This window comes from Streptomyces albiflavescens, assembly GCF_014645835.1.
GTDB classification, from domain to species: Bacteria; Actinomycetota; Actinomycetes; order Streptomycetales; family Streptomycetaceae; genus Streptomyces; species Streptomyces albiflavescens.
On record NZ_BMMM01000013.1, the window covers coordinates 239,766 to 265,915 of the forward strand.

Below are 26,150 nucleotides of genomic sequence, written 5' to 3' on the forward strand. Positions count from 1 at the left end.
GCTGAGAAAGCCCAGGTCAGCGTCGCCGCCGTCGCGCGCCGCGCGGACGTTTCCCGCACCTTCCTCTACGGCAATCGCGACGTCGGAGCCGCAGTCGCCACTGCCATGGCCGAGGCCGGAGAACGCCGCTCCCAGTTGCTCGTCCACCAGGACGACGGCGCCCAGTACGCATCGAAGGAGTGCGCGAACGTGTGCCGTGAACTCGCCGTGACCAGTTCGCGTGGGGCGATCGAAACCTCGGCGGACAACGCCGCCGCCGAATCAGTTGGTGACGCGTAGGTACACGCACTTGAGTCACTGAGACCACTTCAGACCAGCTTCAGATGAGGCTTGACGGTTGTGTGTCGGTTGATGCTTTCCGATTCCTGGCCTGTCGTGCGGTTCTTCGTGCCGTAGGCCTTGAAGCGGGTCACCTCCTTGCTGGTGGTGCGGGCACCATCCGCCGCCGCGCGCCACATCAGGCAGCCCCGGGGCATGAGGTGAGATCCGCTGTAGCCGGGGCGGGCGCCGACACGATCTTTAGCTGCCTCCGTCCGGGACACGACGTTGAGCAAGCCCAGGGGGCCGATCGGGCTTGTTGCGGGCAGGCAGGAGCCAGCCCGATGCGCAGGCAGCGTATGGCCCCCTGGCCATGCTCGACCCCAGCCCGGGCAGGCCACCGGCCAAAGATCGGGCCAACGCCCCACGTGGACGGCAACGCCGTCGCCGGAGCGTTGTCGCTGGTCCTGGGCCGGGAGGCCACCACGATCGTCCTCGAGTGCGCCGAGTGCGGCGATCGGCACCGCGTCGCCGAGACCCGGGCCTACCTGCGCTGTCCCGGCATGGTGCTGCGCTGCCCAGCGTGCTCGGCGTGCGAGGTGCTGCTCGTCGACCGACCCCACCGGCTACAGCTCACGCTGATGTCGATCCGTACCTTGCAGCTGCCGTGACCCCCGCCCCGCCGAATGACGACCGAGAGGCGGTGGCCAAGCGGCGTGCTCGGGCCGTCCGGTCGCTGAGATGAGGACGCATCTCAACCGATGACCTCCCCTGTGGCAAGCTCTTCGTCACACTCTCTGCTGTCAGCACCGGCGGGCCCTTTCAAACTCGTCGACGACTGAGGTCACACTCGGGGGATGAAAGAGCTCAAGGGTGTTGATGCCGGGACGCCGCATGCGCAATTTCTGGCGACCGAGCACTGGAGTTTGCTGGCGACGCGGACCATGACGTGGCAGGAGATCTTCTCGGCGGGTGCCGCACCACAACCGCACCATGGGCCGAGGCCGCCCCGTCCGTCGTCCCCTGTCTCGGAGCCGGGCGCAGCCGCATATGCAGGCCAGTCGTCGAAGTGACTGCCGGCGAGTGCGCACGACGGCGTTCGGGAAGGTCCGGCCAGACCAAGGGGCAGTGGCGTCGGCACGGGAGGCTTCGGCAGGTGTGTCAGGCGGGTGGGCATCCGAACCAGTTCACCGTGCCGTTGCTGGAGGTGTAGCCCAGGCATCTGATGGTTCTGTTGTGCAGGGTCTCGGTCCGGTCGACCCCTCCATCCAGAGTGTCCCCCTTGTAGTGGGTCTGTACGAGGGTGTCGATCTCGATGGTGTACCAGCGGCTCTTGTTGGTCGGGATGCTGCAGTCGTAGCCGGTCACGTTGCGGCTGGGATCGTTGCTCCACATGTCCTGTTCGGCACGGTCGCAGTACGCGCTGTCGCTGGCGGCGCCGGCGGCGCCGGCACCGGTGCCAAGCAGGGCCGCCGCGCCCGTGGCCACCGCCACGGTAACGCCGAGCAGGCGCTTCAGAGTGAGGTTCATCGATTGGGCCCTCCTGCCAGGTGTGGTGACGGCTCGGAGTCGCCATGTCACCCTGGTGTGATGGTCACACTTATCTGGGATGTCCGGCCTGGCAGCCGGCGGCGCAGTCCCCCGACCTGGTGACATCGGTGATGCCAATGCAGCAGGCCGCGGTCATACCCCCGGCCGCGGCCGGGGAACGGGCCTCGGTTGGTGCCGGGGAGCGCCGCCTCATCCCGGTCACCGCCGACGGCCGACGAGCCCTCACGGTGTGGCGCCTTCTGGCAACTTCCCGAGCACCGCTCTGGCCGTCCGGGTCGACATCGAGCTTCCGCAGGCCTTGGCCGCCGCACCTTCGTGATGCAGAGGTATGTCGGCTGCGCGAAGCTGGAAAACGACCGGGCCACGGACACCGTGGTGGGCGCGACCTTTGTCGGGTTCACCGTCCCGGACATCGCCTGCGCGGCGACCGCGGCCGTCGTCGCGCGGGTACCGCTGTCCGTGCCGTGGCAGGTCGTGCTCAGCCATCCCATGCCGAGCGCAGTCCGGCTCCGGCTGCTGGAGGCACTCCATACCCAACGTCGCGCGGAGTCGAGGCCCAGCGGGCCGCCCTGTCCGATGCCGATGCGATCGTAAGGAACCCCACCATGCCTTTCATCACCACGAAGGACGGTACCGAGATCTTCTACAAGGACTGGGGCTCCGGTCAGCCGGTCGTGTTCAGCCACGGCTGGCCGCTGACCGCCGACGCGTGGGATCCCCAGGCGAAACTGGTCGTGGACAACGGCTTCCGAGCGATCGCCCACGACCGGCGCGGCGGCGGGCGCTCCGGCCAGCCCTGGGACGGAAACGACCTCGACACCTATGCCGAGGACCTGGCGTCCCTGATCGAGACGCTGGATCTGCGGGACGTCATCCTGGTGGGCCACTCGACCGGCGGTGGGGAGGTGACCCGCTACATGGGCCGATACGGCACCGGCCGGGTCGCCAAGGCCGTTCTGCTCGGCGCGATCCCGCCGTTGATGCTGAAGACGGCGGAGAACCCCGAGGGACTGCCGATCGAGGTCTTCGAGGAAATCCGCAACGGCGTCGCGAACGACCGCTCGCAGTACTACCAGGACCTCAGCGCGGCCTTCTACGGCGCCAACCGCCCCGGATCGACGGTGACGAAGGGCACCCGCGACGCGTTCTGGCTGTGGTCCATGTCCGTGGGCATCAAGGGCGCCTACGACTGCATCAAGGCGTTCTCCGAGACCGACCTCACCGAGGACCTCAAGCGGATCGACGTCCCCACCCTGATCATCCACGGCGACGACGATCAGATCGTCCCCATCGTGGCCTCGGGCAACAAGTCCTCGAAGCTGGTCAAGGACTCGACCTTCAAGGTCTACCAAGGCGCCCCGCACGGCCTGTCGATGGTCCCGAAGTTCGCCGACCAGTTCAACGCCGACCTGCTGGCCTTTGCCCGCGGCTGACAGCGTCGTCCGACTCGGCCGAGCGACGGCCGTAGGCGAGCGCGATCCTTTGCTCGAGGCTTGTCCGCCTGGCTGCGGGGTGGCACGCGTCCGCGAGCACACAGATCTTTGAGGAACTGGGGCCGCACGTAGGGTCGAGTGTCGTAGCAATGGGCCGAAGCGCCCATCGCAACCGTCGAATGAGGTGTGAGGCTGAAGTTGGCCCCTGTGCTGCACGGCGCGGCACCCCATGAAAGGCGGTGGGGGCGATGACACTCCCTCTGGTGGTGGGCGTCGACGGCTCGGACGCGAGCCTGCTGGCGGTCGACTGGGCCGTGGACGAGGCCCTCCGGCACGGTGTCCCGCTCAGGATCGTCCATGCCTCCCCAGGGGAACGAGACGAGGGTGCCCTGCCCTCGACCGGCTCTGGGCAGACATCCGAGCGGGTGCCGGCAGAGCACATTGTGGCCTCCGCGGCCGAACGCGCGGAGCGGCGGAACCCTGATGTGGAGGTCACCACGGACATCATCCCGGAGGAGGCCGCAGCCGCCCTCGTGAGCGAGGGCAATCATGCGTTCGCCCTGGTGACGGGGTCTCGCGGTCGCGGAATGCTCAAGGGACTGCTTCTCGGGTCGGTCGGTCCGGCCGTGGCGGCCCGGGCGCAGTGCCCCGTGATGGTGGTCCGAGGGGATCGCGCGGGAATGGCCGGTACACACGGGCGGATCCTGCTCGGCCTAGGGGACGCCGACACCTCTGCTGAGGCCCTGCGTTTCGCCTTCCGGGAGGCCGACGCGCGCGGCTGCATCCTGGACGTCGTCCGTGCCTGGGGCAGCCACGCCTACGATGCCGGCGGCGATCGAACCAGGGGCGAGGAGCCGGCACACGCTCCCGAGGAGCGAGCCTCCACGCTGCTCGATGCCCTGCTCGGCGACTCGATCGCCGACCACCCTCACGTGCGGACGCACCGTACGACGCTTGAGGGCCCGGCAGGAAAGACCCTCGCGCACCGGTCGGCGGCTGCCGACCTCGTGATCATCGGGGCCAAGCGCTCGACGGGTCACTTCGGTCTCCAGCTCGGCGGGGTGAGCGACAGACTCCTGCACCACGCGCAGTGCCCGGTCGCAGTGGTGCCACAGAGGCCACGCCTGTCTCGACAGGACGGCCCAGAGATGCCCGGCACAGGGCGCCGACCGCTGTGACGTCCTGGACCTGGGAGTACGACGGCTACGCTCCTGCGGACGAGCGTCTCAGGGAGTCGCTGTGCGCCCTCGGGAACGGTTACTTCGCCACGCGCGGCGCACTTCCCGAATGCGTCGCGGACGACGTGCACTACCCGGGCACCTATGCAGCCGGCTGCTACAACCGGCTCACCTCACACGTCGCCGGCCGCCACGTCGAGAACGAGGACATGGTCAATCTGCCGAACTGGCTGCCGCTCCGCTTCCGGCACGTCGACGGCGCATGGCTCACGCCGGACACGGCGACGGTGCTCGATCACCGGCAGGTGCTGCATCTCGACAGGGGGCTGCTGGAGCGCTGGACGACGTACGAAGTGGCAGAGAGCGAAACAGTTGCCGTGCGCCAGCTGCGTCTGGTCCACATGGCCGATCCGCATCTCGCGGCTCTGCGCACGGAGTTCACCGCCTACGGGGAGGCCGTCGACCTTGATGTCGAGGCCGCGCTCGACGGCAGCGTCACGAACTCAGGGGTGGCCCGCTACCAGCTGTTGGACGGCCGTCACCTCACCCACGTGCACAGTGGCACCGCCGCCCCCGACACCGTGTGGCTGCGCTGCCGTACCAGCACTTCGGACATCCGGATCGGCCTCGCATGCCGCCTGACCGCCGGCGTACCGGTGTCGGACGCGCACCTGCCGCAGCGGGCCGTACAGCGCCTGCGCATCCGCCTGGCCCCTGGACAAACGGTCGCCGTCGACAAGACCGTCGCCCTGCACACCTCCCGCGACCCCGCGATCAGCGACCCGCTGGACGCGGCCGTCGACCGGGTCGCCGCCGCGCCCGCCTTCGAAGACCTGTTGGCCTCGCACACCACGGCTTGGGCGCAGCTGTGGCGGCGGGCCGAGATCGACGTGCCGGGCGAGGCGGGGCACATCCTGCGCCTGCACCTGTTCCATGTGCTGCAGACGCTGTCCCCGCACACCGCCGACCTCGACGTGGGTGTCCCGGCTCGGGGCCTGCACGGTGAGGCCTACCGAGGGCACGTGTTCTGGGACGAGCTGTTCGTCCTGCCGTACCTCAACCTGCACCTTCCCGAGGTGTCCCGCGCCCTGCTCGACTATCGCCACCGCCGTTTGGAGCGGGCTTGCTCGGCGGCCCGCGGCGTCGGCCGACGCGGGGCCCTCTACCCTTGGCAGAGCGGCAGCGACGGGCGTGAGGAGACCCAGCAGCTGCACCTCAACCCCCGCTCCGGACGCTGGCTACCGGACAACTCCCGGCTCCAGTGGCACGTCGGCTCGGCCATCGCCTACAACGTGTGGCAGTACTGCGAGGCCAGCGGCGACACCGACTTCCTGCACACCAAGGGCGCCGAGATGCTGCTGCAGATCGCCCGCTTCTGGGCGCACTCGGCCACCTACGACGAGCGCCTGCGCCGGTACAGGATCCGCGGAGTGGTCGGCCCGGACGAATACCACGACGCCTATCCGGGTGCCGCTGAACCAGGCCTGGACGACAACGCCTACACCAACGTCACGGCCGCCTGGGTGCTCGCCCGCGCGCTGGAATTGCTGCGCACGCTGCCCGAACCCCGTCGGCTGGAACTCACCGAACGCACCGGGCTCGACGGCAGCGAGTTCGAGGAGTGGGAGCAGATCTCGCATGCGCTGTACGTGCCGTTCCACGACGGTGTCATCAGCCAGTTCAGCGGCTACGAGGACCTCTCCGAGCTCGATTGGGACGGCTACCGCAAGCGGTACGACAACATCCGTCGACTGGATCGGATCCTGGAGGCGGAGGGCGACACGGTCAACCGCTACAAGGCCTCGAAGCAGGCCGACGCGCTCATGCTGGGATATCTGTTCTCGCCCTCCGAACTCCGCAGGGTCTTCGGGCAGTTGGACTACCGTCTCGATGAGGAGACGTGGCTGCGAACCGTTGACTACTACCTGAACCGGACCAGCCACGGCTCCACATTGAGTGGGCTCGTCCACGGCAGAATCCTTGCCCGCGCCCGTCGCGCGGAGGCGTGGACGTACTGCCAGGAGGCCTTGCGAGGTGACATCGCCGATCTGCAGGGCGGCACCACGGGCGAAGGCATCCACCTGGGGGCCATGGCGGGCACTCTCGACCTCGTCCAGCGGGGACTGACCGGACTGGAAACCCGCGAGGGGGCTCTCTGGCTCGATCCCGTGCCGGTGCCGGGGGTGTCGTCCTACGGGTTCGCCATCCAGTACCAGGGACATTGGGGTGTGCGGCTACGACTGCAGCACAAGCACATGCAGATCTCCGTGCCACTGTCCGACCGTCGGCCGATCGAGGTGCACTTGGCCGACCGCGTTGTCTGTGTCCCGCCAGGAGAAACAGTGCGCCTGGCGCTGCCGGGGTGACAGGAGGCGGTCGGGTCACAACGACGCGGTTCCGTCATGCCGCTGGACGCTCATTTCTGGCGGCATGACGAGGTCTCGCGCACCGTGGGGACGAGGGGGTGGACCGGCCAGGCGGGCTCAGAGGCCGCAGGAGAGGTGGACACATGGACAGCAACGTCTCCGAGCGGAGAGTCGTGGTCGGTGTCGACGGGTCACCGTCCTCGGACGCTGCTCTGCGTTGGGCCGTGCGCTACGCGGGTCTCCTCGGCGCCACCGTGGAGGCCGTGACGGCATGGGAGCTGCCGGGACTGTACGGCTGGTCGGCGCCCGCGGTGGACACGGACGTCGATGAAGACGAGGCCCGGCAGCGGATGCGGCAGGGACTGACCGACGTGCTCGGCGTGGACGCGGCCGACTCGGTACGGACCCACCTGGTGCACGGCAACGCAGCCGACGTCCTGCTGCGGGCCGCCGAAGGCGCCGAGGCTCTGGTCGTCGGCAGCCGGGGAAGGAGCGGGTTCGCACGTGCCCTCCTCGGTTCCACCAGCCAACACGTGTCGCAGCACGCGAGCTGCCCTGTCGTGATCGTGCGCTCCGAGACGTCGTGAGCCGAGGCCCGGCGATCTCGGCGTCACGCCTGTCTGGTGGCCGACCTGGTTCAGCGGGTATGTATCGACGAGCTGGGCTTGTGGGAGCTGCCGAGTGTGATCGTTCCTCGGCCGCTGTGGCCCGGGCCGTCTCACCGCGCTGGTCTGTCTCTGGAGTCGTACTGCTCGACGTGGGAGGCGAGGACCGCCGCCTGGACCCGACGCTGCACGCCCAGCTTGGCCAGCAGCCGCGAGATGTGGTTCTTGACGGTCTTCTCGGACAGGTACAGCTTCTTGCCGATCTCGCGGTTGGTCAGGCCGTCGCCGATCAGGGCGAGGATGTCCCGTTCGCGCGGCGAGAGGCCCGCCAGTTCAGGCGGCAGCGAGGGGGTCTCGGCGGGGTCGGCCCGCAGGGAGCGCATGAGGCGGGCGGTCGTAGCCGGGTCCAGCATCGACTGGCCCGAGGCGACGGTGCGCACGGCTGAGACCAGGTCAGAGCCCTTGATCTGCTTCAGGACGTACCCGGAGGCGCCTGCCATGATCGCGTCGAGCAGCGCGTCTTCGTCATCGAACGAGGTCAGCATCAGACACGCCAGATCCGGCATGTGGCTCCGGAGCTCACGGCAGACCGAGATGCCGTCGCCGTCGGGGAGGCGGACATCGAGTACCGCGACGTGCGGGCGCAGTGCGGGGCCGCGGGCGAGGGCGTGCTCGGCGGTGTCCGCGTCGCCGACCACGGAGATGTCCGGTTCGGCGTCGAGCAGGTCGGTCAGGCCACGTCGCACGACCTCGTGGTCGTCCAGCAGGAACACGCGGATCGGGTCCTGTTCCGTGAAGGTGCGTGTCTCGTCCATGACGACCTTCCGTTCCCCGGGGGACGGACAGACTGCCGCTGCCCTCGAGGCCGATCATCGCCCGTCGCTGCCGCATGCACTAGTGCCGACCGGCCCCACTCACTCCGTGGTGGTCGTGCGCGAGATCGAACGCCACGTCCACCACCCCTTCGACCGCCCGGACCAGGCGCGCGGCCACGGGGACCAGCGAGGTGTCGCGGACCCGGCCGATGAGCGTCACGACCCCGTCGTCCACTTCCACCTGGATGGCCGAGGACGGCGGCGGGAAGAGGCACGACACGATCTCGCTGCGGACCTCCTCGGCGATGTCCTCGTCCGCGCGAAGGAAGACCTTCAGCAGGTCCGCACGGCTGACGACGCCCTCCAGTAGACCGAGGTCGTCGACAACGGGCAGCCGCTTGACCCCGGCCCGCGCCATGATCCGGGCGGCCTCGGCCAGCGTCGCGTGCGCCTGGACGGTGATCGCGGGCGAGGACATCAGGTCCCCCGCGGTGAGCGCGCCGGCCTTCGCCAGGTCGGAGGGGCGGCGCAGCCGCGTGTATGCCTTCGAGGGGTCGTCCCGGAGTTCTTCCGTGGGCAGCAGGTCGGCCTCGGAGACCACACCGACGACGCGGCCCTCGCCCTCGAGCACGGGGAGAGCGCTGACCTTCCAGTCCTGCATCATCCCCACGATCTCCTTGAAGGAGGCCCGCCTCCCGACGGCGGCGACCGTGTGCGTCATGACATCGCTGACGATCTGCGAGGTGCCGTACATGATGACTCCGTGAGCTCCTCGGCTGGACGGTCCTGCCACTTCCAGCGTGGCCCGGTCACCAGCGGTGGGACAGGGGCCGCCTGCCCACGGGCGAGCCGTTCGGCCTCCCGCTGTGCCTGCCTGCACGAGGAATCACCGGTCGCGGCACCAGGCCCGGTCCGCGGCCACCGCCGTCGGCAGCGTCGCTGGCCGCGACGCCGGTTCTCGGCGGCCGGTGCGACAGAGACTGACGGGACATCATCGGCGGACCGTACGGATTCGGCGGACCGTACGGACTCAACGGATATGGGGCGGGACGGATGCACCCGGAAGGGCACCTTCCGGCCGACGGCGAGGGCCGGTCGGCCCAAGCGCAGCCCCTCGCGCAGCGCACAAGCTGAACGTGCGGGGCAATCCCGGCACCGTGCCGGAGCCCGGCCCGCGTCCTTCGTCGGACGCGCCAAGACCGGGTCCCGCAGCACACCGAAGAGGGTGAGGAGCGCCATGAAAGGCTTCGTCTTCCACGGTCCCGGACAGGCCTCCTGGGAGGACGTCCCGGACCCGGCCATCAAGGAGCCCACCGACGCGATCGTGAAGGTCGGCGTCGTCACCATCTGCGGTACGGACCTGCACATCCTCAAGGGCGATGTGCCCGAGGTGCGCCCCGGAACGGTGCTCGGCCACGAGGCTGTCGGCGAGATCGTCGAGGTCGGCGGCGACGTACGCTCGGTGCGGCCCGGTGACCGGGTGCTGATCTCCTGCATCACCTCCTGCGGGCGGTGCCGCTTCTGCCGGGACGCCAGCTACGGCCAGTGCCGGGGCGGGGGAGGCTGGATCCTCGGCCACCTGATCGACGGCACCCAGGCCGAGTACGTCCGCGTGCCCTACGCCGACCTGTCCGTCTATCCCCTGCCGGGCACCCTCCGCAGCGAGGATGCCGTGCTGCTCGCGGATATCTTCCCCACCTCCTACGAGGTCGGTGTCCTCAACGGGCACGTACGTCCCGGCGACACCGTCGCCGTCGTGGGCGCCGGGCCCATCGGCCTCGCGGCCATCGCCACGGCCCGTCTGTTCTCGCCCAAGCGCATCATCGCCGTCGACCTGGCACCGGCCAGGCTGGAGGCGGCCCGGCAGCTCGGTGCCGACGCAGTGGCCGACGTGCACGAGGCTCCCGGCCAGCTGGTCGCCGACCTGACCGACGGGCTCGGCGCAGACGTGGTCATCGAGGCGGTAGGCGTGCCGGAGAGCTTCGAGCTGTGCACCCGCATGGTCCGCCCCGGCGGGCACGTGGCCAACATCGGTGTGCACGGCAGGCCGGCGACGCTGCACCTCGAGGACCTGTGGATCAAGAACGTGACCATCACGACCGGCCTGGTGGACACCTACTCCACGCCGGCCCTACTGCGGATGGCCTCCGCCGGCCGGCTGCCCACCGGGCAACTGGTCACTCACACCTTCCCGCTGGAGCACATGGAGGAGGCCTACGACGTCTTCTCCCGGGCCGCCGAGACCGGTGCGCTCAAGGTGCTGCTCGGCGGGGAGCGGCACGAAGTGGCCGTCCCCGCGGCCTGACGAGAAGGGGTGCCCGATCATGACCGAACAGACGAGGGCAAGCATGGCGACGCAGACGCCCGCGGATGTGACGACGGAAGCGCCTGCGGATGTGGTGCTGGAGACGCCGCTCGGCGACCTCGGCCGCCGGCTCGTGGCCCGGCGGGTGAAACTCGGGCTGACACGGCGGCAGACGGCCGCACGCGCCGAGATGGCGACCGGCTACCTCAGGTACCTGGAGGAGCATCCCGGCGCCGCGCCGGGCAGCGGCGTGCTGATGAAGCTGGCCGAGGCACTGGAGACCACCGTCGCCGAACTCACCGGCGGTGCCGTCGACCTGCCACCCGGAACCGGACGGGCCGGGCACGCACCGGAGTTCAGCAGGCTGCGCCTGGGCGAGTGCCGCGCCTTGCTGGCGACCCACGGGGTGGGTCGGCTCGCGGTCCCCACGACCTCCGGGCCGGTGATCGTGCCCGTCAACTACTCCGTCGTGGACGACGCGATCGTCTTCCGGACCGCACACGGCGCAACCCCCCTCCTCGCCGCAGGCTGCCAGGTGGGTTTCGAGGTCGACCGCATCGACGACGCGTTCAGCCAGGGCTGGAGCGTCCTCGTCCGCGGACCCGCACGCGAGGTCACGGACCCGCAGGAGCGGCGCAGGTACACGGAACGGGCACACAGCACGCCGTGGGCAGGTGGCTCCCGGAGCGTGTGGGTGCGTATCGACCCCCTCAGCGTCACGGGCCGCCGGATCACCGTGTGAGGTGGAGACGGGGCATGAGGAGACGGGGCATGAAGGGAGGCGGCGCGCGTACGACCGTACGCGCGCCGCCTCCCTTCATGCCCTGCATGCGCGGTCGGCTCATGCCCCGCGCGGTCGGCGGAATCAAACTCGCGGTCGGCGGAATCAAACTTCCGTCGGCGCCTCGCCCGGCGCGGTGAGAAGGACTCCGGTGATCAGGTCGGGATGGATGCGCACTGCGTGGTCCATGCCCGGTTGGGCCGCCCATGGCTCCAACATGGCCCGGATGCGATCCAGTTCGCCGGGATCGGTCACCAGGCGGGCGTAGCCCGTGACGACCACGCTCCAGCCGAGGTGCGTGTCCGGGTCGATGACGTCGGCCTCGTAGGCGACGACGACACCGGTGTGGTCCGCGTGCCGGGCCTGGGAGGTCAGGGCCGCGCCCTCGTGGGTGCGGATGACGATGTCGCCGTCGTCGAGGACGTGATTGACCGGGCGGATGGTGGGAAGAGCCTGCCGGGTGAAGACGATCCTCCCCAGCGACACGCTGCCCAGCAGCCGCAGAGCCTCGGCGCGGTCGAGGTCGATGCGCCGGTGCGCCGGGATGTCGTGACGGATCATGGCGGGCTTCTTCGTCGGTGGGGCGTTCTCTCCTCGCCGGTTCCGGAGTTCACTGTGAACGCCGGGGTGAGGCAGGGGCCGAGCGACACCGCGGGGGATCGGTTCCGCTCCGGTGCCCACTGTCGCCCATGCCCTGCTCCCTCTCCAGTGCCGATCGGCCCTGATGAGGGGTCGGGAGTCCCTGCGCCGCTCATCATCGCCGCCGTACTCGCCGCGGACGCCGGCCTCCAGGTCCGGGCGGAAGGCACGGCCCTCCTCTACGGCGATCCGGCGTTGGACGGTCGCCGGCGGAGGTGCTCGCGGTCTCCTGGGGTGGGCCGACAGGCCCCGGGAGCGCGGGGTGCGGCGCTCGCCGCGATTTCGCACCACCCGCGTCGAGGATGGATACCGTGGAAAGGACCCGACCGGTCCGGGTCCGCCGAGGTGACCTGGAGGAACGTGGTGGTGAGCCCCGAGGAGCCCCGCGTACGACTGCCGCAGCTGAAGCTCGACGAACTGCTGGAGGAGCTGCAGGCCCGGATCGACGCCGCCCGGGGGACCCGGGACCGGGTGCACAGCCTGCTCGAGGCGGTGCTCGATGTCGGCCGGGAGCTGGATCTGGAGCAGGCCCTGCACTCGATCGTGGACGCGGCCGCGGTGCTCGTTGACGCGGAGTACGCCGCCCTCGGCGTCATCGGACCGGACGGCACCAGGCTGTCCGGCTTCCACACGGTAGGCGTCACCGAGGAGCAGATCGCCAGGATCGGGCCGTTTCCGGAAGGCCATGGCATCCTCGGTGAACTCATCCGTCACCCGGAGCCGCTCCGGCTCGCGAAGATCTCCGAGCACCCGGCCTCGTACGGCTTCCCGCCGAACCACCCGCCCATGAACAGCTTCCTCGGCGTCCCGATCCGGGTCCGCGACCAGGTCTTCGGCAACCTGTACCTGACCGAGAAGCGCGGCGGGGCGCAGTTCGACGAGGAGGACGAGGCGGTGCTTTCCACGCTGGCTGTGGCCGCCGGCGTGGCCATCGACAACGCGCGTCTGTACGAGGACTCCCGGCTGCGCGAGCGCTGGCTGCGGGCGAACGCGGAGATCACCCACAGCCTGATGTCGGGGAGCGCACGCGCCGAGGCCCTGGGCCTGATTGCCGAACGTGCCCGGGAGATCTCGGGCTCGGCCCTCGCGGCGGTCGCGATGCCGATGGAGGACACCGAGTCGCTCACGGTGGAGATCGCCGTCGGAGTGGACGCGGAGGCACAACGGGGACTGGTGCTGCCCCGGCACGAGAGCCTGATGGGACTGGCGTATTCCGCCGCCGCTCCGGTCGCCAGCGACGACGTCACCCAGGATGCGCGGATCGCCCCGGAACCCGCGCGTTTCGACGGACTCGGCCCTGCCGTCGCCGTCCCCATCGGCACGGGGGAGGGCGGCACCCGGGGCGTGGTCCTGCTGGCGCGCGAGGCCGGGCGGCCGGTGTTCTCGGAGAAGGAGACCGAGACGCTGCAGGGTTTCGCCGCGCAGGCCGCGATCGCGATGGAACTGGCGGAACGCCGGCAGGACGCTCAGCAGATCGCGGTGCTCCAGGACCGCGACCGGATCGCCCGGGATCTGCACGACCTGGCCATCCAGCGGTTGTTCGCCACCGGGATGACGCTGCAGAGCGTGGGCCGCTTCATCGACCATCCGGAGACCTCCGAGCGGGTGCTGCGGGCTGTCGACGATCTGGACGAGACCATCAAGATCATCAGGTCGACGATTTTCGGACTGAGGGCGCACGAGGGTGCCGTCGGCAGCGGACTGCGGGCGCGGGTCGTACGGGTGGTCGGCGAGGCGGCCCCCGTGCTGGGCTTCGCGCCCAGCGTGCGCATGGAGGGCCTGGTGGACACCGACGTGCCGCGCGAGATCGCCGACCACGTCGTGGCCGTGCTCTGCGAGGCCCTCACCAACATCGCCCGGCACGCCCACGCCGACCGGACCCAGGTCGTCCTGACGACGGATGGCCACGAGGTGTCCCTGACGGTCTCGGACAATGGCGTGGGCATCCCGTCCGAGGGCCGCCGCAGCGGGCTGGGCAACATGGCCGAGCGGGCGGAACAGCTGGGCGGGCGCCTTGAGGTGTCCAGCCCGGACGGCGGCGGCGCCCTGCTGGAGTGGCGGGTCCCGCTGCCCGCGAAGTAGCCGCTCGAGCCCGCTCGGATTGCCCAAGCGTGGCGCTTCGGACCCCGGGACGGGCCACTCGGCCCATGCCCCGAACGAGTCCGCGGCCTCAGGCTGAAGGTGTCGTAGGACGGCACTCGAGCCCCTCTGGAGGACGCCATGTCCCTATACGGCACTCCGACCGTCGTGAACGACGTGATGACCCGCACGGTCGTCGCCCTGCGCACGGGAGCGGCCTTCAAGGACATCGTCAAGACCATGCGGGAGTGGCGCGTGAGCGCTCTGCCGGTGTTGGACGACGGCGAACGCGTCGTCGGTGTCGTCTCCGAGGCCGATCTGCTGCCCAAGGAGGAGTATCGCGAGGGCGACCTCGGCCGGCACGGGCTGGTGCAGCACCTCTCCGACGTCCGCAAAGCAGACGCGGTGACCGCCGAGGAGTTGATGACCGCTCCGGCCCTCACCGTGACGCCCGACGCCACCCTGGCCCATGCCGCGCACGTCATGGCCCGCAGCAGGGTCAAACGACTGCCGGTCGTCGCCCCCGATGGGGCCCTGAAGGGCATCGTGAGCCGCTCCGATCTGTTGAAGGTGTTCCTGCGGGACGACGAGGACATCGCCGAGGACGTCGGTCGTGCGGTCGTCCTACGGCTCTTCGGTACGCGGTCGGCACCGGTGCGGGTCGAGGTGCACGATGGAGTGGTCACGCTCACCGGCCGGGTCCACGACACCGACCTCGTACCGATCGCCGTCCTCCTGGCGCGGTCGGTACCGGGCGTGGTCGACGTGCGGTGCGCGCTGAGCGGCCCACGCCGTCACCCGGACCTCGACGCCGACCTGCCGGAGCCGAAGGCGACGGCCTCCGGCTGACAGCGGCCGACGGCATGCCCTCGCGAGAGGAGGCGGCGACCGATGGGGAAGACCCCTCCCACGACCGTGACACGCGTACGGCTGTGGCGCTGGCGGCGCAATAGGCTCAGGCGGCACAGCGACGTCGTCGAGGCCTGGATCGTGCTCGGGACCTGGATCCTCGTCCTCGTGGGCGGAGCCTTCACGGGCGTGGTGGCAGCACAGGCTGTGGACTCGGCTTTCGCCACGAGGCGGGCCCAGGTGCACGCCGTGTCCGCCGTACTCACCGACGACGCGACGAAGACCCCGCCCGCCGGCACCGGATACGACGACGGCCGGGTGTGGGCCGCCGTGGGCTGGACGGACGCGCAGGGCTCGGCCCACCATGACCGGGCGAAGGTCGTCCCGGGCGCCCCGGCGGGCACCCGCCTCACGGTGTGGACGGACCGCACCGGCCGAGTGGTTTCCGAGCCCGCCAGTGCGGGGGAGGCAAAACTGCAGGCGTACCTGACCGGCGTCCTCGTTGCCTCGCTGACCGGCGCGACTGTCTGGGGCGGCGGATGGCTGGTCCGCACCGGGCTCGTGCGGCGGCGTCTGGCTGAGTGGGACGAGGAGTGGAAGCGGGTCGGGCCCGAGTGGCGGAACCTCAGTGGGGGCAGGGGCTGAGTGCTGGTGTGCCCGAACCGAAGTCTGAAGCTCTGAAGTCTGAAGCTCTGAAGTCTGAAGCTCTGAAGTCTGAAGCTCTCAGGAGTTTGAAGCTCTCGGAAACAAGGCCTGTTGGAGCTCTCAGAAACAAGGCCTGTTGGCTCGTTCCATGTCGAACAAGGCCTGTTGGCTCATTCCGTGTCGGCCGCGGTGAGCCGGCAGTCCACGCGCACCACACCCTCGACGCCCCGCGCGAGGCGGGCGGCGAGCGGAATGCGGGCGGCGTCCCCGAGGCGGACGCGGCCGGTCAGGGTCGCGACGCCTTCGGCGACCGCGATGTGCACGGGCTCGACCGGGGCCGGGAAGAGCGGCTCGACGACGTCGCGCCGGATCTCGTCGGCCAGCTCGTTGTCCGGGCGCAGGAACACCTTGAGAAGGTCCCCGCGGCTGACGACGCCCTCGAGCAGTCCCTCCGCGCTCACGACGGGCAGCCGCTTTACGTTGCGCAGGGCCATGACGCGCGCTGCTTCGGCCAGCGCTGCGTCGGCGTGGACGGTGACGGCCGGGGTGCTCATCAGCTCCTCCGCGGTCACCGCCCCGGCCTTGGCCAGGTCGGACAGCCGGTGCAACTGGGTGAACCGATCAGGATCGCCTTCACGGAACTCCTCCTTGGGCAGCAGATCGGCCTCGGACACCACCCCGATCACCCGGCCGTCGCCCTCCAGCACGGGAAGGGCGCTGACCTGCCACTGTTCCATGCGCTCGACGATGTCCTTGAACAGAGCCTTGCGGCCCACCGCGACGACGGCACGCGTCATCACGTCACTCACGTGGTGCGGGCTGCTCCGCATGCTGTCCTCCTCACACGGCCGGAAGGTCACGGCAGGCCACCGCTGCCGTAGGGGGCGTAGAGGTCGAGCAACCGGATCCGGGATGCGTGCAGCCGCTGGGCGACCACCCGCCCGACCCAGACCGCGATCGCCCGACCGAACTCGGAGTCCTCGGCGCACATGGCTCGGACCATCACCGCGTCGAACTCCCAGGCCCGCACCGGGCTCATCGCCTCGGCGCCCAGGTGCCAGATGTACGGCGGGAGGTGCCAGGACCAGCCGACCAGATCACCCTGACCGAGCGATTCGATGACGGCGGAGCGCCGGCCGGGCACGTGCAGGTCGAGTGCGACGGTGCCGGTGCGGACGATCCAGAAGCGGTCGGCGCGCCGGCCCTCCTCGAACAGGCGGGTCCCGGCCTCGAAGGAGACCTCACGGGCGACCCGCATCAGCCGTTCACGGTGCTCGGCGGGGAACGCTGCGTTCATGGTGGTGGTGGCGGAGGTCATCGCACCGGCTCCCTTCGTGACGTCTGATCCCAGCGTGTGCCTCCTCCGACCCCGGCACCACGGGCCGCCCGGGCCCGACCCGGGGGTCCTTCGGCCTACCCGGGCGGCAGCATCCTGGGCGAGGAACCGGAGGCGGGCCCCGTCGGCGGGTTTCGCTCCTTCCCGGCCCCGTGGCGCGGCATCGTCGTCGAAAGCGACTTCCGTGGCCGCTGCCCCGTGCCGGCCGTTGCCGTCGCGCACTTCCCAGGGCCGTTCGGGGCAGCCGGCGGCGGGACGTCGGCCGACCCCCGGGCGGTCATCGGACGCGGTCAGCCCGTTCGGGCGCGGAGGCGGCGCAACATGCGCGGGTCCTCGAAGCCGACGGAACGGGCGGCGGCGTCGATGGTCGCGCCGTGGTGGATCAGGTGTTGGGCGCGTTCGAGGCGGAGGGTCTGCTGGTAGCGCAGTGGGGTGAGTCCGGTGGCGCGGCTGAAGAGGCGGGTGAGGGTGCGTTCGCTGACGCCGACGGCCGAGGCCAGGGTGGGCAGGGGGAGTGGTTGGTCGAAGCGGGCGTCGATGAGGTCCTGGACGCGGTGCACGGTGTCGTCGAGGTGGGACCGGTGCCGGAGCATCGCGCTGGACTGTGGCTCATGGCCGTTGCGGCGGGCGTAGACGACCATGTCACGGGCCACCTGGGCGGCGACGGCCGGTCCGTGCCGGGTCGCGACCAGGTGCAGAGCCAGATCGATGCCGCTGGCGATGCCGGCCGAGGTGATCACCCGGTCGTCCGCGGTGAAGAGGACGTCGCGGACGACCACCGCCCCGGGGTGACGCAGGGCCAGCTCGTCCTGCACGTCGTGGTGCGTGGTGCAGTGGCGGCCGTCGAGCAGGCCTGCCTGGCCGAGCGCCTCCGCACCGGCGCACACGCTCGCCACCGTCCCGCCCCTGGCGTGATGGTTCCGGAGGGCCTGCAGGGACGCGGCGCCGATGGCGGGACCGTCGGCCAGGGCGACCGTCCGCCAGCCGGGTACCACGATCAGATCCTCCGGTCCGAGGTCCGGCCAGTCGAGCCCGGCCGCCAGCGGCAGCCCTTGGGCGGAGGAGACCTGCGGCTGCTCGGCGACGTAGGTGAGCGTGTAGGGGTGCCCGAAGTCGGCGGTCGTGGAGAAGACCTGCGCGGGGCCGGCCAAGTCCAGCAAGTGGACTCCGGGCACCAGGAAGAAGACGATGTGACTCACAATTCGGTCATCATGCCTGACGTTCTGCTGCGGCCTCGAGCTGGTCGACCGTGGCGATGGTGGCGAAGCGTCCGGCGAGGGCGTACTCGGTGCGCCTGATGACCTCTTCGGCAGGCAGCGTGCGGGGGTCGGCCAGTAGTTCGGCGACGCTCTGGTCGGCGGGAGCGTCGCGGTGCGGGATGGGATTGGTTGCGGTCGCGTCGATGACAAAGGTGACCTGGTAGCCGAGGTCGCCGGCGACGCGTGTGGTCGTCTCCACGCACTGCTCGGTGCGGATGCCGCAGACGGTGAGCTCGCGGATACCGCGCTCGGTGAGGAGTTGCTGCAGATTGGTGGTGGTGAAGGCGTTGTGTGAGGTCTTGTGGATCAGCGGCTCCCCGTCCACTCGCTCCAGCTCCTCCATCAGCCGGACATGGCCGAGGGCCGGGTCGAAGACATCGCCGGTGCCGGGCTCGGAGTGCAGTATCCACACCACCAGGTCCCCTGCTTGACGGGAGAGCCCGACCAGGCGGTTCACCTTGTCGGCGATCTTCAGGTCGGAGGTGGTCTCCCACAGCGGACGGGCGCGGAAGGACTCCTGGACATCGATGACGATCAGTGCTCGGGTCATGTCCCCAAGCCTGAGCCGCGCGGGCGGGGCGGCGACAGGCCGCATCGGGTCCAGCAGCGGACCGATCCGGTCATCAGCAAGTCAGGTGGTTGAGCAACCGAGTCAGGGCGGGGAACCGCCCGAGATCGGCAGGGGCGACGGATGAAGAGTCGGCTCCCGAAGTCGCCCGGCAGAGGCGGTTCAGCCGTGGCGTCCGGATGGGGCGATGAAGAGTCGGCTCCCGAAGCCGCCCGGCAGAGGCGGTTCAGCCGTGGCGTCCGGACGGGGCGCGGTATCCGGCGGCACCCCTGCTCACCGACGACGGGGCGGCGGAGCAGGGGCAGGACCGTCAGGCGGGGCAGCCGGAGTCGGCGATCACGTAGTAGCCGGTGGAGGTCTCTTCGAGGGTGTGGGTGGTGAACGTGTTGTACAGGCCCATGTTCTGGTCGGAGCCGTTCGCGTAGGTGTAGCCGCCGCTCTGGTGGGCGCGGCCGGAGGCGACCTGGTTGTAGTTGTTGGCCCTGAAGCACTGTGGCTGGAAGCCGGTGGTGGTTGCCGACACGGCCGCCGAGGCGGCGCCGGCCCTGCCCGATGCGTCGACGGCGGCGACGGTGTAGCTGTATCCGGTGCCGGAGGCGAGTCCGGTGTCCGTGTACGAGGTGGAGGCCGTCGAGCCCGTCTTCGTACCGCCGCGGTAGACGTCGTACGACGCGGCGCCACTGACGGCGTTCCACGACAGCGAGGCGCTCGTGTCCGTGGTGCCGGTGACCTTCAGGCCGCTGGGCGCGGGCAGGCTGCCGGTGCCGCCGGAGGAGCCGTCCAGGCCCCAGAATTTCGCCGTGTAGTAGCTGGAGCAGATGTAGTTGAGGTAGTAGGTGCCGGTCGTGCCGCACTGGTCGGCCCCGGAGCCGGGGTTCACGGCGAGGCCGTGTGCCATGCCGGCGACGGTGAAGGTCTCGACGGCTGGGTTCCCGTCGGCGTCGTTGTAGACGGCCTGGGTCGTCCCGCCGGTGAGTGTGGTGGTTGAGGACGGGGTCTGGCCGATGCCCCAGACGTTCGTCCACTGGTCGCGGGACTCGGTGGCGTTGGCCGGGTTGACGGTCGAGTCACCGGAACCCTGCCACACGGCCACCCGCGGCCAGGGACCGCTCCAGCCGCCCGACGCGCTGCGGACCAGGTCGCCCCACTGCTGCGGGGTCTTGCTCACCGGGTTGTACTCGCAGGTGAGTCCGCTGCTGAGATCGGTGGCGCAGCCGACCGGGATGCCGGAGTCGATGGACCCGCCCGCGAAGACATCGGGGTAGTCGGCGAGCATCACGGAAGTCATGGCGCCGCCGGCGGACAGCCCGGTGACGTACACGCGGGCGCGGTTGCTGGCGTACTGCGTCGTGGCGTAGTCGACCATCTGCTTGATGGACAGGGCCTCACCCTGGCCGCGGGTGTAGTCACCGGACTGGTACCAGTTGAAGCACGAGTTGGCGTTGTTGGCGCTGGAGGTCTGAGGGAAGACCAGCGCGAAGCCGTACGCGTCGGCGTACTTGGGCCAGCCGGAGTGACTGTAGTAGTCGCTCGCGCTCTGCGTGCAGCCGTGCAGTGCCACGACCACCGGAGCGCCGGACGGCAGGTTGTCGGGGACGTAGGTGTACATCGACAGGTTGCCGGGGTTGGAACCGAAGCCGGTCACCTGAGTGAGCGACGCCGCCGATGCGCTCTGCGGCACGGCGAACAGGGCGAGGAGCAGGGCCAGCAGCCCGGCCCAGCAGGAGAGACGGGTGCGGTCACGAACCGACATGCGGTCCTCCCGTGGTTGGGGGATCAGGGGCGACGCCGCCCCGGTCGTCCCCCGGAGCGGGCGGTCGGCTGCACCGTAGAACCGCAACGGCCGCCCGCCAGTGGGAGCGGACCACACTTCTCGATCACTACGGGTGTGGGCCCTCCCTACTACGGAGTGCGTCAACGTCAAGACAGCACACAGGAGTTGGCCAGGTGGGGATGCCGCGCATCATCCCTCCCGACAGACCACCCGTCAGGAGAATCGGCAGAGACGGACCCACGCATGCGAGCGCCCGCCCAACGAGGGGGCGGGGCACAGCAGTGACCCGGCTCGGGACGCCGGTACGCGGCTGCCGATGTGGACGAGGCGCCGTGGGCGCCGTACTGCCGCAAGCCCGCCCGGCTGTACCGGAACGCCGGGCACCTCGGTATCCCAGTGGCAGACAAGCATGGCCAACACCTGGGTGCCGGACCCTCGCGACCTCAGGCGGTCCGCTCGCCCGCTAGCTTTCCAGGTGATCACACACCCTGGGGAGATCATGAAAATCGTCTGGCCGCTGCTCGCCCTCACCCTCGGCATCCTCGCCGTCCGTGCCGCCATCGCCGCCACCCGCGAAGCCGACGCCATCTCCGTCATCGGCCTGATCGCCATCAGCGTTCTCCTCGCCTGGGCGGCCATCGCAGCCTGGCGCCGCCGCGGTTGACATCGCACCACGACGGGGGATGCGTTCGCCTGACCTCGGATGAGGTCCGCGAGCCGTTCGGCGGCGGCGATGGCCGGAGATTCGAGGTGGCGCGGGGCAACTCCCGAAGAAGACCGAGGCGTCGGCGACCCACAGCCCGTCGACATCGGGCACGCGGCCGGTAATCGTTCTGGAGTCCGCCGTGACGCTCGGCGGACCTGTGAACTGCTCACCTCATGTGCACGTGCGGGTACACAGAGCACCAATAGCCATGAAATGTTCTGCTTTGGGTGTTGGGGACTTATTTGGGCGATGTTATATGGGGGCATGCACCAACTGATCGGACGCGTACGGTCCTGGCTTGGGCTACGCACCGTGGCGGGCCAGGTCTTCCTCCTTCAGGCCGTTGTCGTCCTGATCCTTGTGGTGGCGGCGGTCGCCGCCCTGCTGCTGCAGTCCAAGGCTGACGCCGTGCGTGAGGCCCGCAACCGCTCGCTGGCCGTTGCCACGGCCATCGCCGCCTCCCCCTCTGTGCGGCAGGCACTGTCCAGCCCGAATCCGACCGCCGCGCTTCAGCAGCAGGCCGAAGAAACCCGCAAGCGCTCCGCCGTGGACTTCGTCGTGATCATGAGCCCTACAGGCATCCGCTACACGCATCCGAACCGCGCAGAGATAGGCCGGCACTACATCGGCAGCATCGAGGCGGCGCAGCACGGCGGGATCGTCACCGAAACGACCGCCGGTACGCTGGGCCCCTCGGTCCGGACCGTCGTTCCCGTCATCGCGGGTGACGGAAAGGTCGTCGGGCTGGTGGCCGCGGGCATCACAGTCAAACGAGTGAGCGTCGCGGCCGACCGACAAGTGCCGCTCGTCCTGGCGGCGACCGGGGTGGTGCTTTCGGCGGCCACCGGGGGTACGGCATTGATCAGCAGGCGTCTGCGCCGCCAGACACACGGTCTCGGACCCGCGCAGATGACGCGCATGTACGAGCACCACGACGCTGTTCTGCACTCGGTACGGGAAGGTGTTCTCATCGTCGATGCCCAGGGGTGTCTGCTCCTGGCCAATGACGAAGCCCGGCGCCTGCTCCAGCTGAGGACGGACGGGGAGGGCCGACCCATCCCGGAACTGGGACTCGAGCGCAAAGCCGAGCAGCTCCTCGAGTCGGGCAGAGCGAGCACGGATGAGGTGATCGAGGTCGGCGACCGGCTCCTGGCCGTCAGCCAACGCCCCATGGTGCAGCAGCCCGGACCGGGAGGCTGGGTGGCCACGCTGCGCGACACCACCGAACTCAGGGCCCTGATGGGTCGAGTGGAAGTGGTCCAGGAACGGCTCAAGCTGCTGTACGACGCAGGAATACGCATCGGCACCACCCTGGACGTGACGCACACCGCTCAGGAACTGGCGGAGTTCGCCGTGCCCAGGTTCGCCGACTACGTCACCGTCGACCTGGTCGACGCCGTGGTGCGCGGGGAGGAAGCGAGTCAACTGAGTGCAGCGGAGCTACGTCGTGTCGCATTGCAAGGCATCCGGAAGGATGTGCCGCTCTACCCGCCCGGTGGCCTCATCAAATTCAACCCCTCCACACCACAGGGTTCCGGCTTCGACTCCGGGCAGATGGTGCTGGAGGCCGACATGGGAGCCTTTTCCGGCTGGCAGGCTCAAGATCCCGACCGAGCTCGCAAATTGGTGGCATACGGCATCCACTCCATGATCGTCGCTCCGCTGCGAGCCCGCGGAGTGATTCTTGGCGTGGCAACCTTCTGGCGTTCGAAGGAGCCGACACCCTTTACTCGAGAAGACCTCTCGCTGGCAGAAGAGCTGGTCGCGCGTGCGGCGGTGAGCATCGACAACGCCCGTCGCTTCACCCGGGAACACACCATGGCGGTCACGCTGCAGCGCAGCCTTTTGCCGCACGCGCTCCCCGAGCAGAGCGCGGTTGACGTGGCCCACCGCTATCTTCCGGCAGAAGCAGGGCTCGGTGGTGTCGGCGGCGACTGGTTCGACGTCATACCTCTCCCCGGAGCCCGCGTCGCCATCGTGGTGGGCGATGTTGTGGGACACGGACTGCATGCCACCGCCACCATGGGTCAACTGCGCACCGCCGTCCACAACTTCTCCACGCTCGACTTGCCACCCGACGAACTGCTCTGGCATCTGGACGAGCTGGTCACCCGCATCGACCAGGATCGAGACGGCGACAGCGATACACCGACGCTCACGGGCGCCACCTGCCTGTACGCGGTCTACGACCCGGTCTCCCGCCTCTGCACCATGGCCAGCGCGGGCCACCTGGAACCCATCATCGTGCGCCCGGACGGTCACGCGGACCTGCCCCGAGTGCCGGTCGGCCCGCCCTTGGGGCTGGGAGGGCTGCCCTACGAAAAGACCGAGATACTTCTGCCCGAGAACAGCAGCATCGCGCTCTACACCGATGGTCTGATCGAGGACCGGCAGCGTGACATCGACGAAAGCATCGAGCGCCTGCGTCGTGCTCTCGGGCACGCCGGACGAACGCCGGACCAGATGTGCCAGGCGGCGATGGACGCCATGCTCCCCGCAGCGCCCCGGGACGACGTGGCCCTGATTGTCGCTCGTACCCGTCTGCTCGACGGCAAGCACACTGTGTCCTGGGCCGTACCGTCCGATCCCTCGGCCGTTGCCGGCGTCCGTGCCGCCGCCACCCAATGCCTGCTGGACTGGGGCTTGGAAGAGGAAGCGTTCACCGTGGAGTTGGTCCTCAGCGAGTTGGTCACCAATGCCATCCGGCACGCAACCGGCCCCATCGGCGTGCGCTTGATCCGCGACCGCAGCCTCATCTGCGAAGTCTCCGACGGCAGCAGCGTATCGCCGCATCTGCGCCGAGCCACCACCATGGACGAAGGCGGCCGCGGCCTCTTTCTGGTGGCCCAGTTCGCCGACCGCTGGGGCACGCGCTACACATCCGACGGAAAGGTCATCTGGACCGAACAACAGCTCAATGCGCAGCCATGACTCACCAACCCGTCGCGCACAGTTCGCGTGCCCAGAGGCATCGACGCCGACAGGTCGAAGGACGGTGCGGGATCCAGCAACGTGCTCGATCAAAGGTGGTACCGCGTGAATGACGGCCGCCCCAGCGCGCGCACCCGCTCACCGTGGGCTGCGGTCAGTGGCCACCGGAGGGACGGTCGCAGCCGGGGTGGTCGGGATAGCCGCCGAAGGCGTCCGCCTGGGTGGACTTGCGGTCCATCGTGCCCTCCACACACAGCGGGAAGGCATCGATGAGGAAGCCGACTCCGGTGGGACCGTCCTGATACGACCGCACTTTCCCCACGGCGTAGCCGAGGCCGGTGAGCGCGCTGCGGGTGCTCTCCGGGTCGAAGTCACCGCGCTCGCGCAGTGGTTCGAGGGCGCGCTGGACGCGCCCGACGGCCGCGAGCCCCTCGCAGCGGCGCTCCCCGTGCAGCGGGAAGGGGACCATGAAGCCGTGGTTCTCGGCGTAGTGGTCCGTGGGCGGCGCGGCCGGGACCGAGGTGACCGCGGTCGTCGGTGCCGCCGGCGTGGCGCTCTCGCCGGGGCACCGGAAGTCCACCGGCCTGCTCGGCGTAGCCGTCGGGGCCCGCGAGGGCCCGTCCGCCCCGGCGTCGTTTCCTGGCCGATGCGTTCCACAACCCGCCGCCAGCACGGCCAGCACCGCCATCGGCAGTATCCCGAGCCGGACCCGTGTCGTCCTGATCATTGTCATGCCCCGATCCTCCCCGCGTCGCGGCGGAGCGTCATGAGTCCTCCTACTCAGCTACGGTCGGCGCGCCTTCCTCGCCGGCTGACGGCGTGACCGATGCACAGGGCGCGAACGGATGGAAGCGCGCGGGGGGATGGTCGATCGAGAGGTCGGGACGCCACGCGGTGAGGCACTGCGCGCTGGGGTCGAACAGGCCGTCCGGGAGTTGATCCAGCGGGTAGAAACGCCAGTCGCTCACACTCTCGTCCGGCTGGTCCGAGGGCTCGCCCGCCCAACGGGTCACCAGGGCGACCACCGTCGTCCGAACGACGTCGCCGACGTCGTCGAGCAGTGTTCCGAGCAGGACGACGTCCTCCTCACGGGCGGTACATCCAGTCTCCTCCTTGACCTCGCGCACCACGGCGCCGGCGTAGGACTCGCCGGGCTCGACCCTCCCTCCCGGGAGCTCTCTGGTCCCTCGGCGGTGCAGGCCGAGCAGCAGACCTCGCGGGCCGTGGAGGAGCGCGCCGACCCCCAGTGCGTCGTTCGGCTCCGGGGGTCGGCTGGTGCGCGGCCGGCTCGTGATCCGAACGCGGCGCCGGGCGTGGAAGAGACGGCACGAGACGGGGTTGTCGTCCTCGGGGGCGTCGAGGGTCTCAATCCGGTCGACCACGAAGCCGTGCTCGCCAAGGAGGTCCTCCCACAATTGGGGGGTGAGCACCCACATGGATACGGTCAGTGGGTCATCGCTGCCGGCGAGGTGCAGGTTCTCCGGCCGGACGGTGAGGGTCGGGGAAGGGCCGCGGCCGTTCAAGTCGGTGTGCAGGACGGAGAACACCAGGCGTCCGCCGGGCTTGAGCGCGGTGGTGAGGGCGGGGAGCAGGCGGCGGGGATCGATGTAGCCGAGGCCGTGGATGGAGTAGATCAGGTCGTACGGGTCGGCCCGCACGAGGTGGTCGGCGGCGTCGGCCAGATGAAGGGTGAGGCCGGGCAGATCGCCGTACCGGGCGAGGGCGCGTTCGTGCTGAGTGGGGGAGGAGTCGACGGCGTCGATGCGGGCGCCGTGCTCGCGGACGAGGAACGCGGCGTACTTGCCAAGGCCTGAGCCGAGGTCCAGAACTCGCTGCCCGCAGAGGTCGCCGAGGACTTCGGTGCCCGGGCCGGTGGGCCAGAAACCCCAGGCCAGGCGGTCGACCTCGGGTACGTGCGTGCCGCGCCGGAGGTGGTGCTCGCCGTACGCCGTCCATGCGCGGGAGTTCGTCGCTTCGGCGCCGATGCTGGTCATGATGCTCCTGTGGGACGTCGGGAACGGGGGAGGGGCGGGGCCGCGCTGTGGTGCGGCCCCGCCTGCGGTTGGTGATCG

Annotated in this window: 25 protein-coding genes and 1 pseudogene; 14 read left to right on the forward strand and 12 right to left on the reverse strand. The window is 69.8% G+C overall.

The genetic code is table 11. The annotated features are described in order from the left end of the window. Positions 1-144: 144 nt before the first annotated feature. Positions 145-267: pseudogene (locus tag IEY95_RS31800) on the forward strand (IS3-like element ISRhosp5 family transposase); the annotation flags it as partial. A gap of 41 nt (positions 268-308) precedes the next feature. Here the strand turns inward: IEY95_RS31800 and IEY95_RS31805 are convergent. Next, entirely contained in the window at positions 309-542 is a 234-nt protein-coding gene (locus IEY95_RS31805) for a hypothetical protein (protein ID WP_189189622.1), read from the reverse strand. A 144-nt stretch (positions 543-686) separates the two neighbouring features. Here IEY95_RS31805 and IEY95_RS31810 point away from each other — a divergent pair, with 144 nt between their 5' ends. Then, a complete protein-coding gene (locus tag IEY95_RS31810) occupies positions 687-929 on the forward strand; it encodes a DUF6510 family protein (protein WP_189189623.1) in 243 nt (80 codons plus the stop codon). Between the two features lie 490 nt (positions 930-1,419). Here the strand turns inward: IEY95_RS31810 and IEY95_RS31815 are convergent, their stop codons facing one another. Continuing rightward, positions 1,420-1,788, reverse strand: a complete 369-nt coding sequence (locus tag IEY95_RS31815; RefSeq protein WP_189189624.1) for a hypothetical protein — start codon at positions 1,786-1,788, stop codon at positions 1,420-1,422. A 339-nt stretch (positions 1,789-2,127) separates the two neighbouring features. Here IEY95_RS31815 and IEY95_RS31820 point away from each other — a divergent pair, with 339 nt between their 5' ends. From IEY95_RS31820 to IEY95_RS31840, 5 genes are all read left to right on the forward strand, one after another. Beyond that, complete coding sequence (locus tag IEY95_RS31820; RefSeq protein WP_189189625.1) at positions 2,128-2,403, forward strand: hypothetical protein; 276 nt, start codon at positions 2,128-2,130, stop codon at positions 2,401-2,403. An 11-nt stretch (positions 2,404-2,414) separates the two neighbouring features. Further along, positions 2,415-3,242 (forward strand): alpha/beta fold hydrolase, encoded by an 828-nt coding sequence (locus IEY95_RS31825; protein ID WP_189189626.1) that lies wholly within the window; start codon positions 2,415-2,417, stop codon positions 3,240-3,242. Positions 3,243-3,490: 248 nt separating this feature from the next. Further along, a complete protein-coding gene (locus IEY95_RS31830) occupies positions 3,491-4,420 on the forward strand; it encodes a universal stress protein (RefSeq protein WP_189189627.1) in 930 nt (309 codons plus the stop codon). Continuing rightward, positions 4,417-6,786 carry a glycoside hydrolase family 65 protein gene (locus tag IEY95_RS31835; protein ID WP_189189628.1) on the forward strand — a complete coding sequence of 790 codons (2,370 nt, stop codon included), beginning with the start codon at positions 4,417-4,419 and terminating at the stop codon, positions 6,784-6,786. Before IEY95_RS31830 ends, IEY95_RS31835 begins: the two co-directional genes overlap by 4 nt. 143 nt (positions 6,787-6,929) lie before the next feature. Next, positions 6,930-7,373 carry a universal stress protein gene (locus tag IEY95_RS31840; protein ID WP_189189629.1) on the forward strand — a complete coding sequence of 148 codons (444 nt, stop codon included), beginning with the start codon at positions 6,930-6,932 and terminating at the stop codon, positions 7,371-7,373. A 131-nt stretch (positions 7,374-7,504) separates the two neighbouring features. Here the strand turns inward: IEY95_RS31840 and IEY95_RS31845 are convergent, their stop codons facing one another. Together IEY95_RS31845 and IEY95_RS31850 are read right to left on the reverse strand one after the other, a co-directional pair. Then, positions 7,505-8,206, reverse strand: a complete 702-nt coding sequence (locus IEY95_RS31845; protein WP_189189630.1) for a response regulator — start codon at positions 8,204-8,206, stop codon at positions 7,505-7,507. 79 nt (positions 8,207-8,285) lie between these two features. Beyond that, positions 8,286-8,960, reverse strand: a complete 675-nt coding sequence (locus IEY95_RS31850) for a CBS domain-containing protein (protein WP_189189631.1) — start codon at positions 8,958-8,960, stop codon at positions 8,286-8,288. A gap of 483 nt (positions 8,961-9,443) precedes the next feature. Between IEY95_RS31850 and IEY95_RS31855 the strand changes: the two genes are divergently transcribed. After that, entirely contained in the window at positions 9,444-10,511 is a 1,068-nt protein-coding gene (locus IEY95_RS31855) for a zinc-dependent alcohol dehydrogenase family protein (protein WP_189189632.1), read from the forward strand. A gap of 19 nt (positions 10,512-10,530) precedes the next feature. Beyond that, the gene (locus IEY95_RS31860) at positions 10,531-11,253 is read left to right on the forward strand and encodes a helix-turn-helix domain-containing protein (protein WP_373294578.1); all 723 of its coding nucleotides are present in this window, start codon (positions 10,531-10,533) and stop codon (positions 11,251-11,253) included. A 144-nt stretch (positions 11,254-11,397) separates the two neighbouring features. On the opposite strand, the gene IEY95_RS31865 is transcribed toward IEY95_RS31860, so the two are convergent. Then, positions 11,398-11,853, reverse strand: coding sequence for a pyridoxamine 5'-phosphate oxidase family protein (locus IEY95_RS31865; RefSeq protein ID WP_189189633.1), 456 nt, complete (start codon positions 11,851-11,853; stop codon positions 11,398-11,400). Between the two features lie 441 nt (positions 11,854-12,294). Here IEY95_RS31865 and IEY95_RS31870 point away from each other — a divergent pair, with 441 nt between their 5' ends. The 3 genes from IEY95_RS31870 (at position 12,295) to IEY95_RS31880 (ending at position 15,504) form a co-directional block, all read left to right on the forward strand. Further along, positions 12,295-14,013 carry a GAF domain-containing sensor histidine kinase gene (locus tag IEY95_RS31870; protein ID WP_189189735.1) on the forward strand — a complete coding sequence of 573 codons (1,719 nt, stop codon included), beginning with the start codon at positions 12,295-12,297 and terminating at the stop codon, positions 14,011-14,013. 138 nt (positions 14,014-14,151) lie between these two features. Continuing rightward, a complete protein-coding gene (locus IEY95_RS31875; RefSeq protein WP_189189634.1) occupies positions 14,152-14,859 on the forward strand; it encodes a CBS domain-containing protein in 708 nt (235 codons plus the stop codon). 42 nt (positions 14,860-14,901) lie between these two features. Next, the gene (locus IEY95_RS31880) at positions 14,902-15,504 is read left to right on the forward strand and encodes an Rv1733c family protein (RefSeq protein WP_189189635.1); all 603 of its coding nucleotides are present in this window, start codon (positions 14,902-14,904) and stop codon (positions 15,502-15,504) included. A gap of 170 nt (positions 15,505-15,674) precedes the next feature. Here the strand turns inward: IEY95_RS31880 and IEY95_RS31885 are convergent, their stop codons facing one another. From IEY95_RS31885 to IEY95_RS31905, 5 genes are all read right to left on the reverse strand, one after another. Beyond that, positions 15,675-16,334 carry a CBS domain-containing protein gene (locus IEY95_RS31885; RefSeq protein WP_189189636.1) on the reverse strand — a complete coding sequence of 220 codons (660 nt, stop codon included), beginning with the start codon at positions 16,332-16,334 and terminating at the stop codon, positions 15,675-15,677. 26 nt (positions 16,335-16,360) lie between these two features. Beyond that, positions 16,361-16,822 carry a Crp/Fnr family transcriptional regulator gene (locus IEY95_RS31890; protein ID WP_189189637.1) on the reverse strand — a complete coding sequence of 154 codons (462 nt, stop codon included), beginning with the start codon at positions 16,820-16,822 and terminating at the stop codon, positions 16,361-16,363. 308 nt (positions 16,823-17,130) lie between these two features. Next, the gene (locus tag IEY95_RS31895; RefSeq protein ID WP_189189638.1) at positions 17,131-18,039 is read right to left on the reverse strand and encodes a GlxA family transcriptional regulator; all 909 of its coding nucleotides are present in this window, start codon (positions 18,037-18,039) and stop codon (positions 17,131-17,133) included. A gap of 10 nt (positions 18,040-18,049) precedes the next feature. Further along, positions 18,050-18,649 (reverse strand): isochorismatase family protein, encoded by a 600-nt coding sequence (locus IEY95_RS31900; RefSeq protein ID WP_189189639.1) that lies wholly within the window; start codon positions 18,647-18,649, stop codon positions 18,050-18,052. 328 nt (positions 18,650-18,977) lie between these two features. Further along, positions 18,978-20,420 carry an extracellular catalytic domain type 1 short-chain-length polyhydroxyalkanoate depolymerase gene (locus IEY95_RS31905; protein WP_189189640.1) on the reverse strand — a complete coding sequence of 481 codons (1,443 nt, stop codon included), beginning with the start codon at positions 20,418-20,420 and terminating at the stop codon, positions 18,978-18,980. 520 nt (positions 20,421-20,940) lie between these two features. Between IEY95_RS31905 and IEY95_RS31910 the strand changes: the two genes are divergently transcribed. Both IEY95_RS31910 and IEY95_RS31915 read left to right on the forward strand, forming a co-directional pair. Then, complete coding sequence (locus tag IEY95_RS31910) at positions 20,941-21,105, forward strand: hypothetical protein (protein WP_189189641.1); 165 nt, start codon at positions 20,941-20,943, stop codon at positions 21,103-21,105. Positions 21,106-21,411: 306 nt separating this feature from the next. Beyond that, complete coding sequence (locus tag IEY95_RS31915; protein WP_189189642.1) at positions 21,412-24,078, forward strand: SpoIIE family protein phosphatase; 2,667 nt, start codon at positions 21,412-21,414, stop codon at positions 24,076-24,078. Positions 24,079-24,232: 154 nt separating this feature from the next. Here IEY95_RS31915 and IEY95_RS31920 read toward each other — a convergent pair whose 3' ends face one another. Beyond that, complete coding sequence (locus IEY95_RS31920; protein WP_189189643.1) at positions 24,233-24,811, reverse strand: hypothetical protein; 579 nt, start codon at positions 24,809-24,811, stop codon at positions 24,233-24,235. A 43-nt stretch (positions 24,812-24,854) separates the two neighbouring features. Beyond that, positions 24,855-26,072, reverse strand: coding sequence for a bifunctional class I SAM-dependent methyltransferase/NUDIX hydrolase (locus IEY95_RS31925; RefSeq protein WP_189189644.1), 1,218 nt, complete (start codon positions 26,070-26,072; stop codon positions 24,855-24,857). Positions 26,073-26,150: the final 78 nt, after the last annotated feature.

Coding starts and splice junctions, on each gene's coding strand:
- IEY95_RS31815 (WP_189189624.1), bottom strand. CDS start 1,788: ATGAACCTCACTCTGAAGCGCCTGCTCGGCGTTACCGTGGCGGTGGCC.
- IEY95_RS31820 (WP_189189625.1), top strand. CDS start 2,128: ATGCAGAGGTATGTCGGCTGCGCGAAGCTGGAAAACGACCGGGCCACG.
- IEY95_RS31825 (WP_189189626.1), top strand. CDS start 2,415: ATGCCTTTCATCACCACGAAGGACGGTACCGAGATCTTCTACAAGGAC.
- IEY95_RS31830 (WP_189189627.1), top strand. CDS start 3,491: ATGACACTCCCTCTGGTGGTGGGCGTCGACGGCTCGGACGCGAGCCTG.
- IEY95_RS31840 (WP_189189629.1), top strand. CDS start 6,930: ATGGACAGCAACGTCTCCGAGCGGAGAGTCGTGGTCGGTGTCGACGGG.
- IEY95_RS31845 (WP_189189630.1), bottom strand. CDS start 8,206: ATGGACGAGACACGCACCTTCACGGAACAGGACCCGATCCGCGTGTTC.
- IEY95_RS31850 (WP_189189631.1), bottom strand. CDS start 8,960: ATGTACGGCACCTCGCAGATCGTCAGCGATGTCATGACGCACACGGTC.
- IEY95_RS31855 (WP_189189632.1), top strand. CDS start 9,444: ATGAAAGGCTTCGTCTTCCACGGTCCCGGACAGGCCTCCTGGGAGGAC.
- IEY95_RS31860 (WP_373294578.1), top strand. CDS start 10,531: ATGACCGAACAGACGAGGGCAAGCATGGCGACGCAGACGCCCGCGGAT.
- IEY95_RS31865 (WP_189189633.1), bottom strand. CDS start 11,853: ATGATCCGTCACGACATCCCGGCGCACCGGCGCATCGACCTCGACCGC.
- IEY95_RS31875 (WP_189189634.1), top strand. CDS start 14,152: ATGTCCCTATACGGCACTCCGACCGTCGTGAACGACGTGATGACCCGC.
- IEY95_RS31880 (WP_189189635.1), top strand. CDS start 14,902: ATGGGGAAGACCCCTCCCACGACCGTGACACGCGTACGGCTGTGGCGC.
- IEY95_RS31885 (WP_189189636.1), bottom strand. CDS start 16,334: ATGCGGAGCAGCCCGCACCACGTGAGTGACGTGATGACGCGTGCCGTC.
- IEY95_RS31890 (WP_189189637.1), bottom strand. CDS start 16,822: ATGACCTCCGCCACCACCACCATGAACGCAGCGTTCCCCGCCGAGCAC.
- IEY95_RS31900 (WP_189189639.1), bottom strand. CDS start 18,649: ATGACCCGAGCACTGATCGTCATCGATGTCCAGGAGTCCTTCCGCGCC.
- IEY95_RS31905 (WP_189189640.1), bottom strand. CDS start 20,420: ATGTCGGTTCGTGACCGCACCCGTCTCTCCTGCTGGGCCGGGCTGCTG.
- IEY95_RS31910 (WP_189189641.1), top strand. CDS start 20,941: ATGAAAATCGTCTGGCCGCTGCTCGCCCTCACCCTCGGCATCCTCGCC.
- IEY95_RS31915 (WP_189189642.1), top strand. CDS start 21,412: ATGCACCAACTGATCGGACGCGTACGGTCCTGGCTTGGGCTACGCACC.
- IEY95_RS31920 (WP_189189643.1), bottom strand. CDS start 24,811: ATGACAATGATCAGGACGACACGGGTCCGGCTCGGGATACTGCCGATG.
- IEY95_RS31925 (WP_189189644.1), bottom strand. CDS start 26,072: ATGACCAGCATCGGCGCCGAAGCGACGAACTCCCGCGCATGGACGGCG.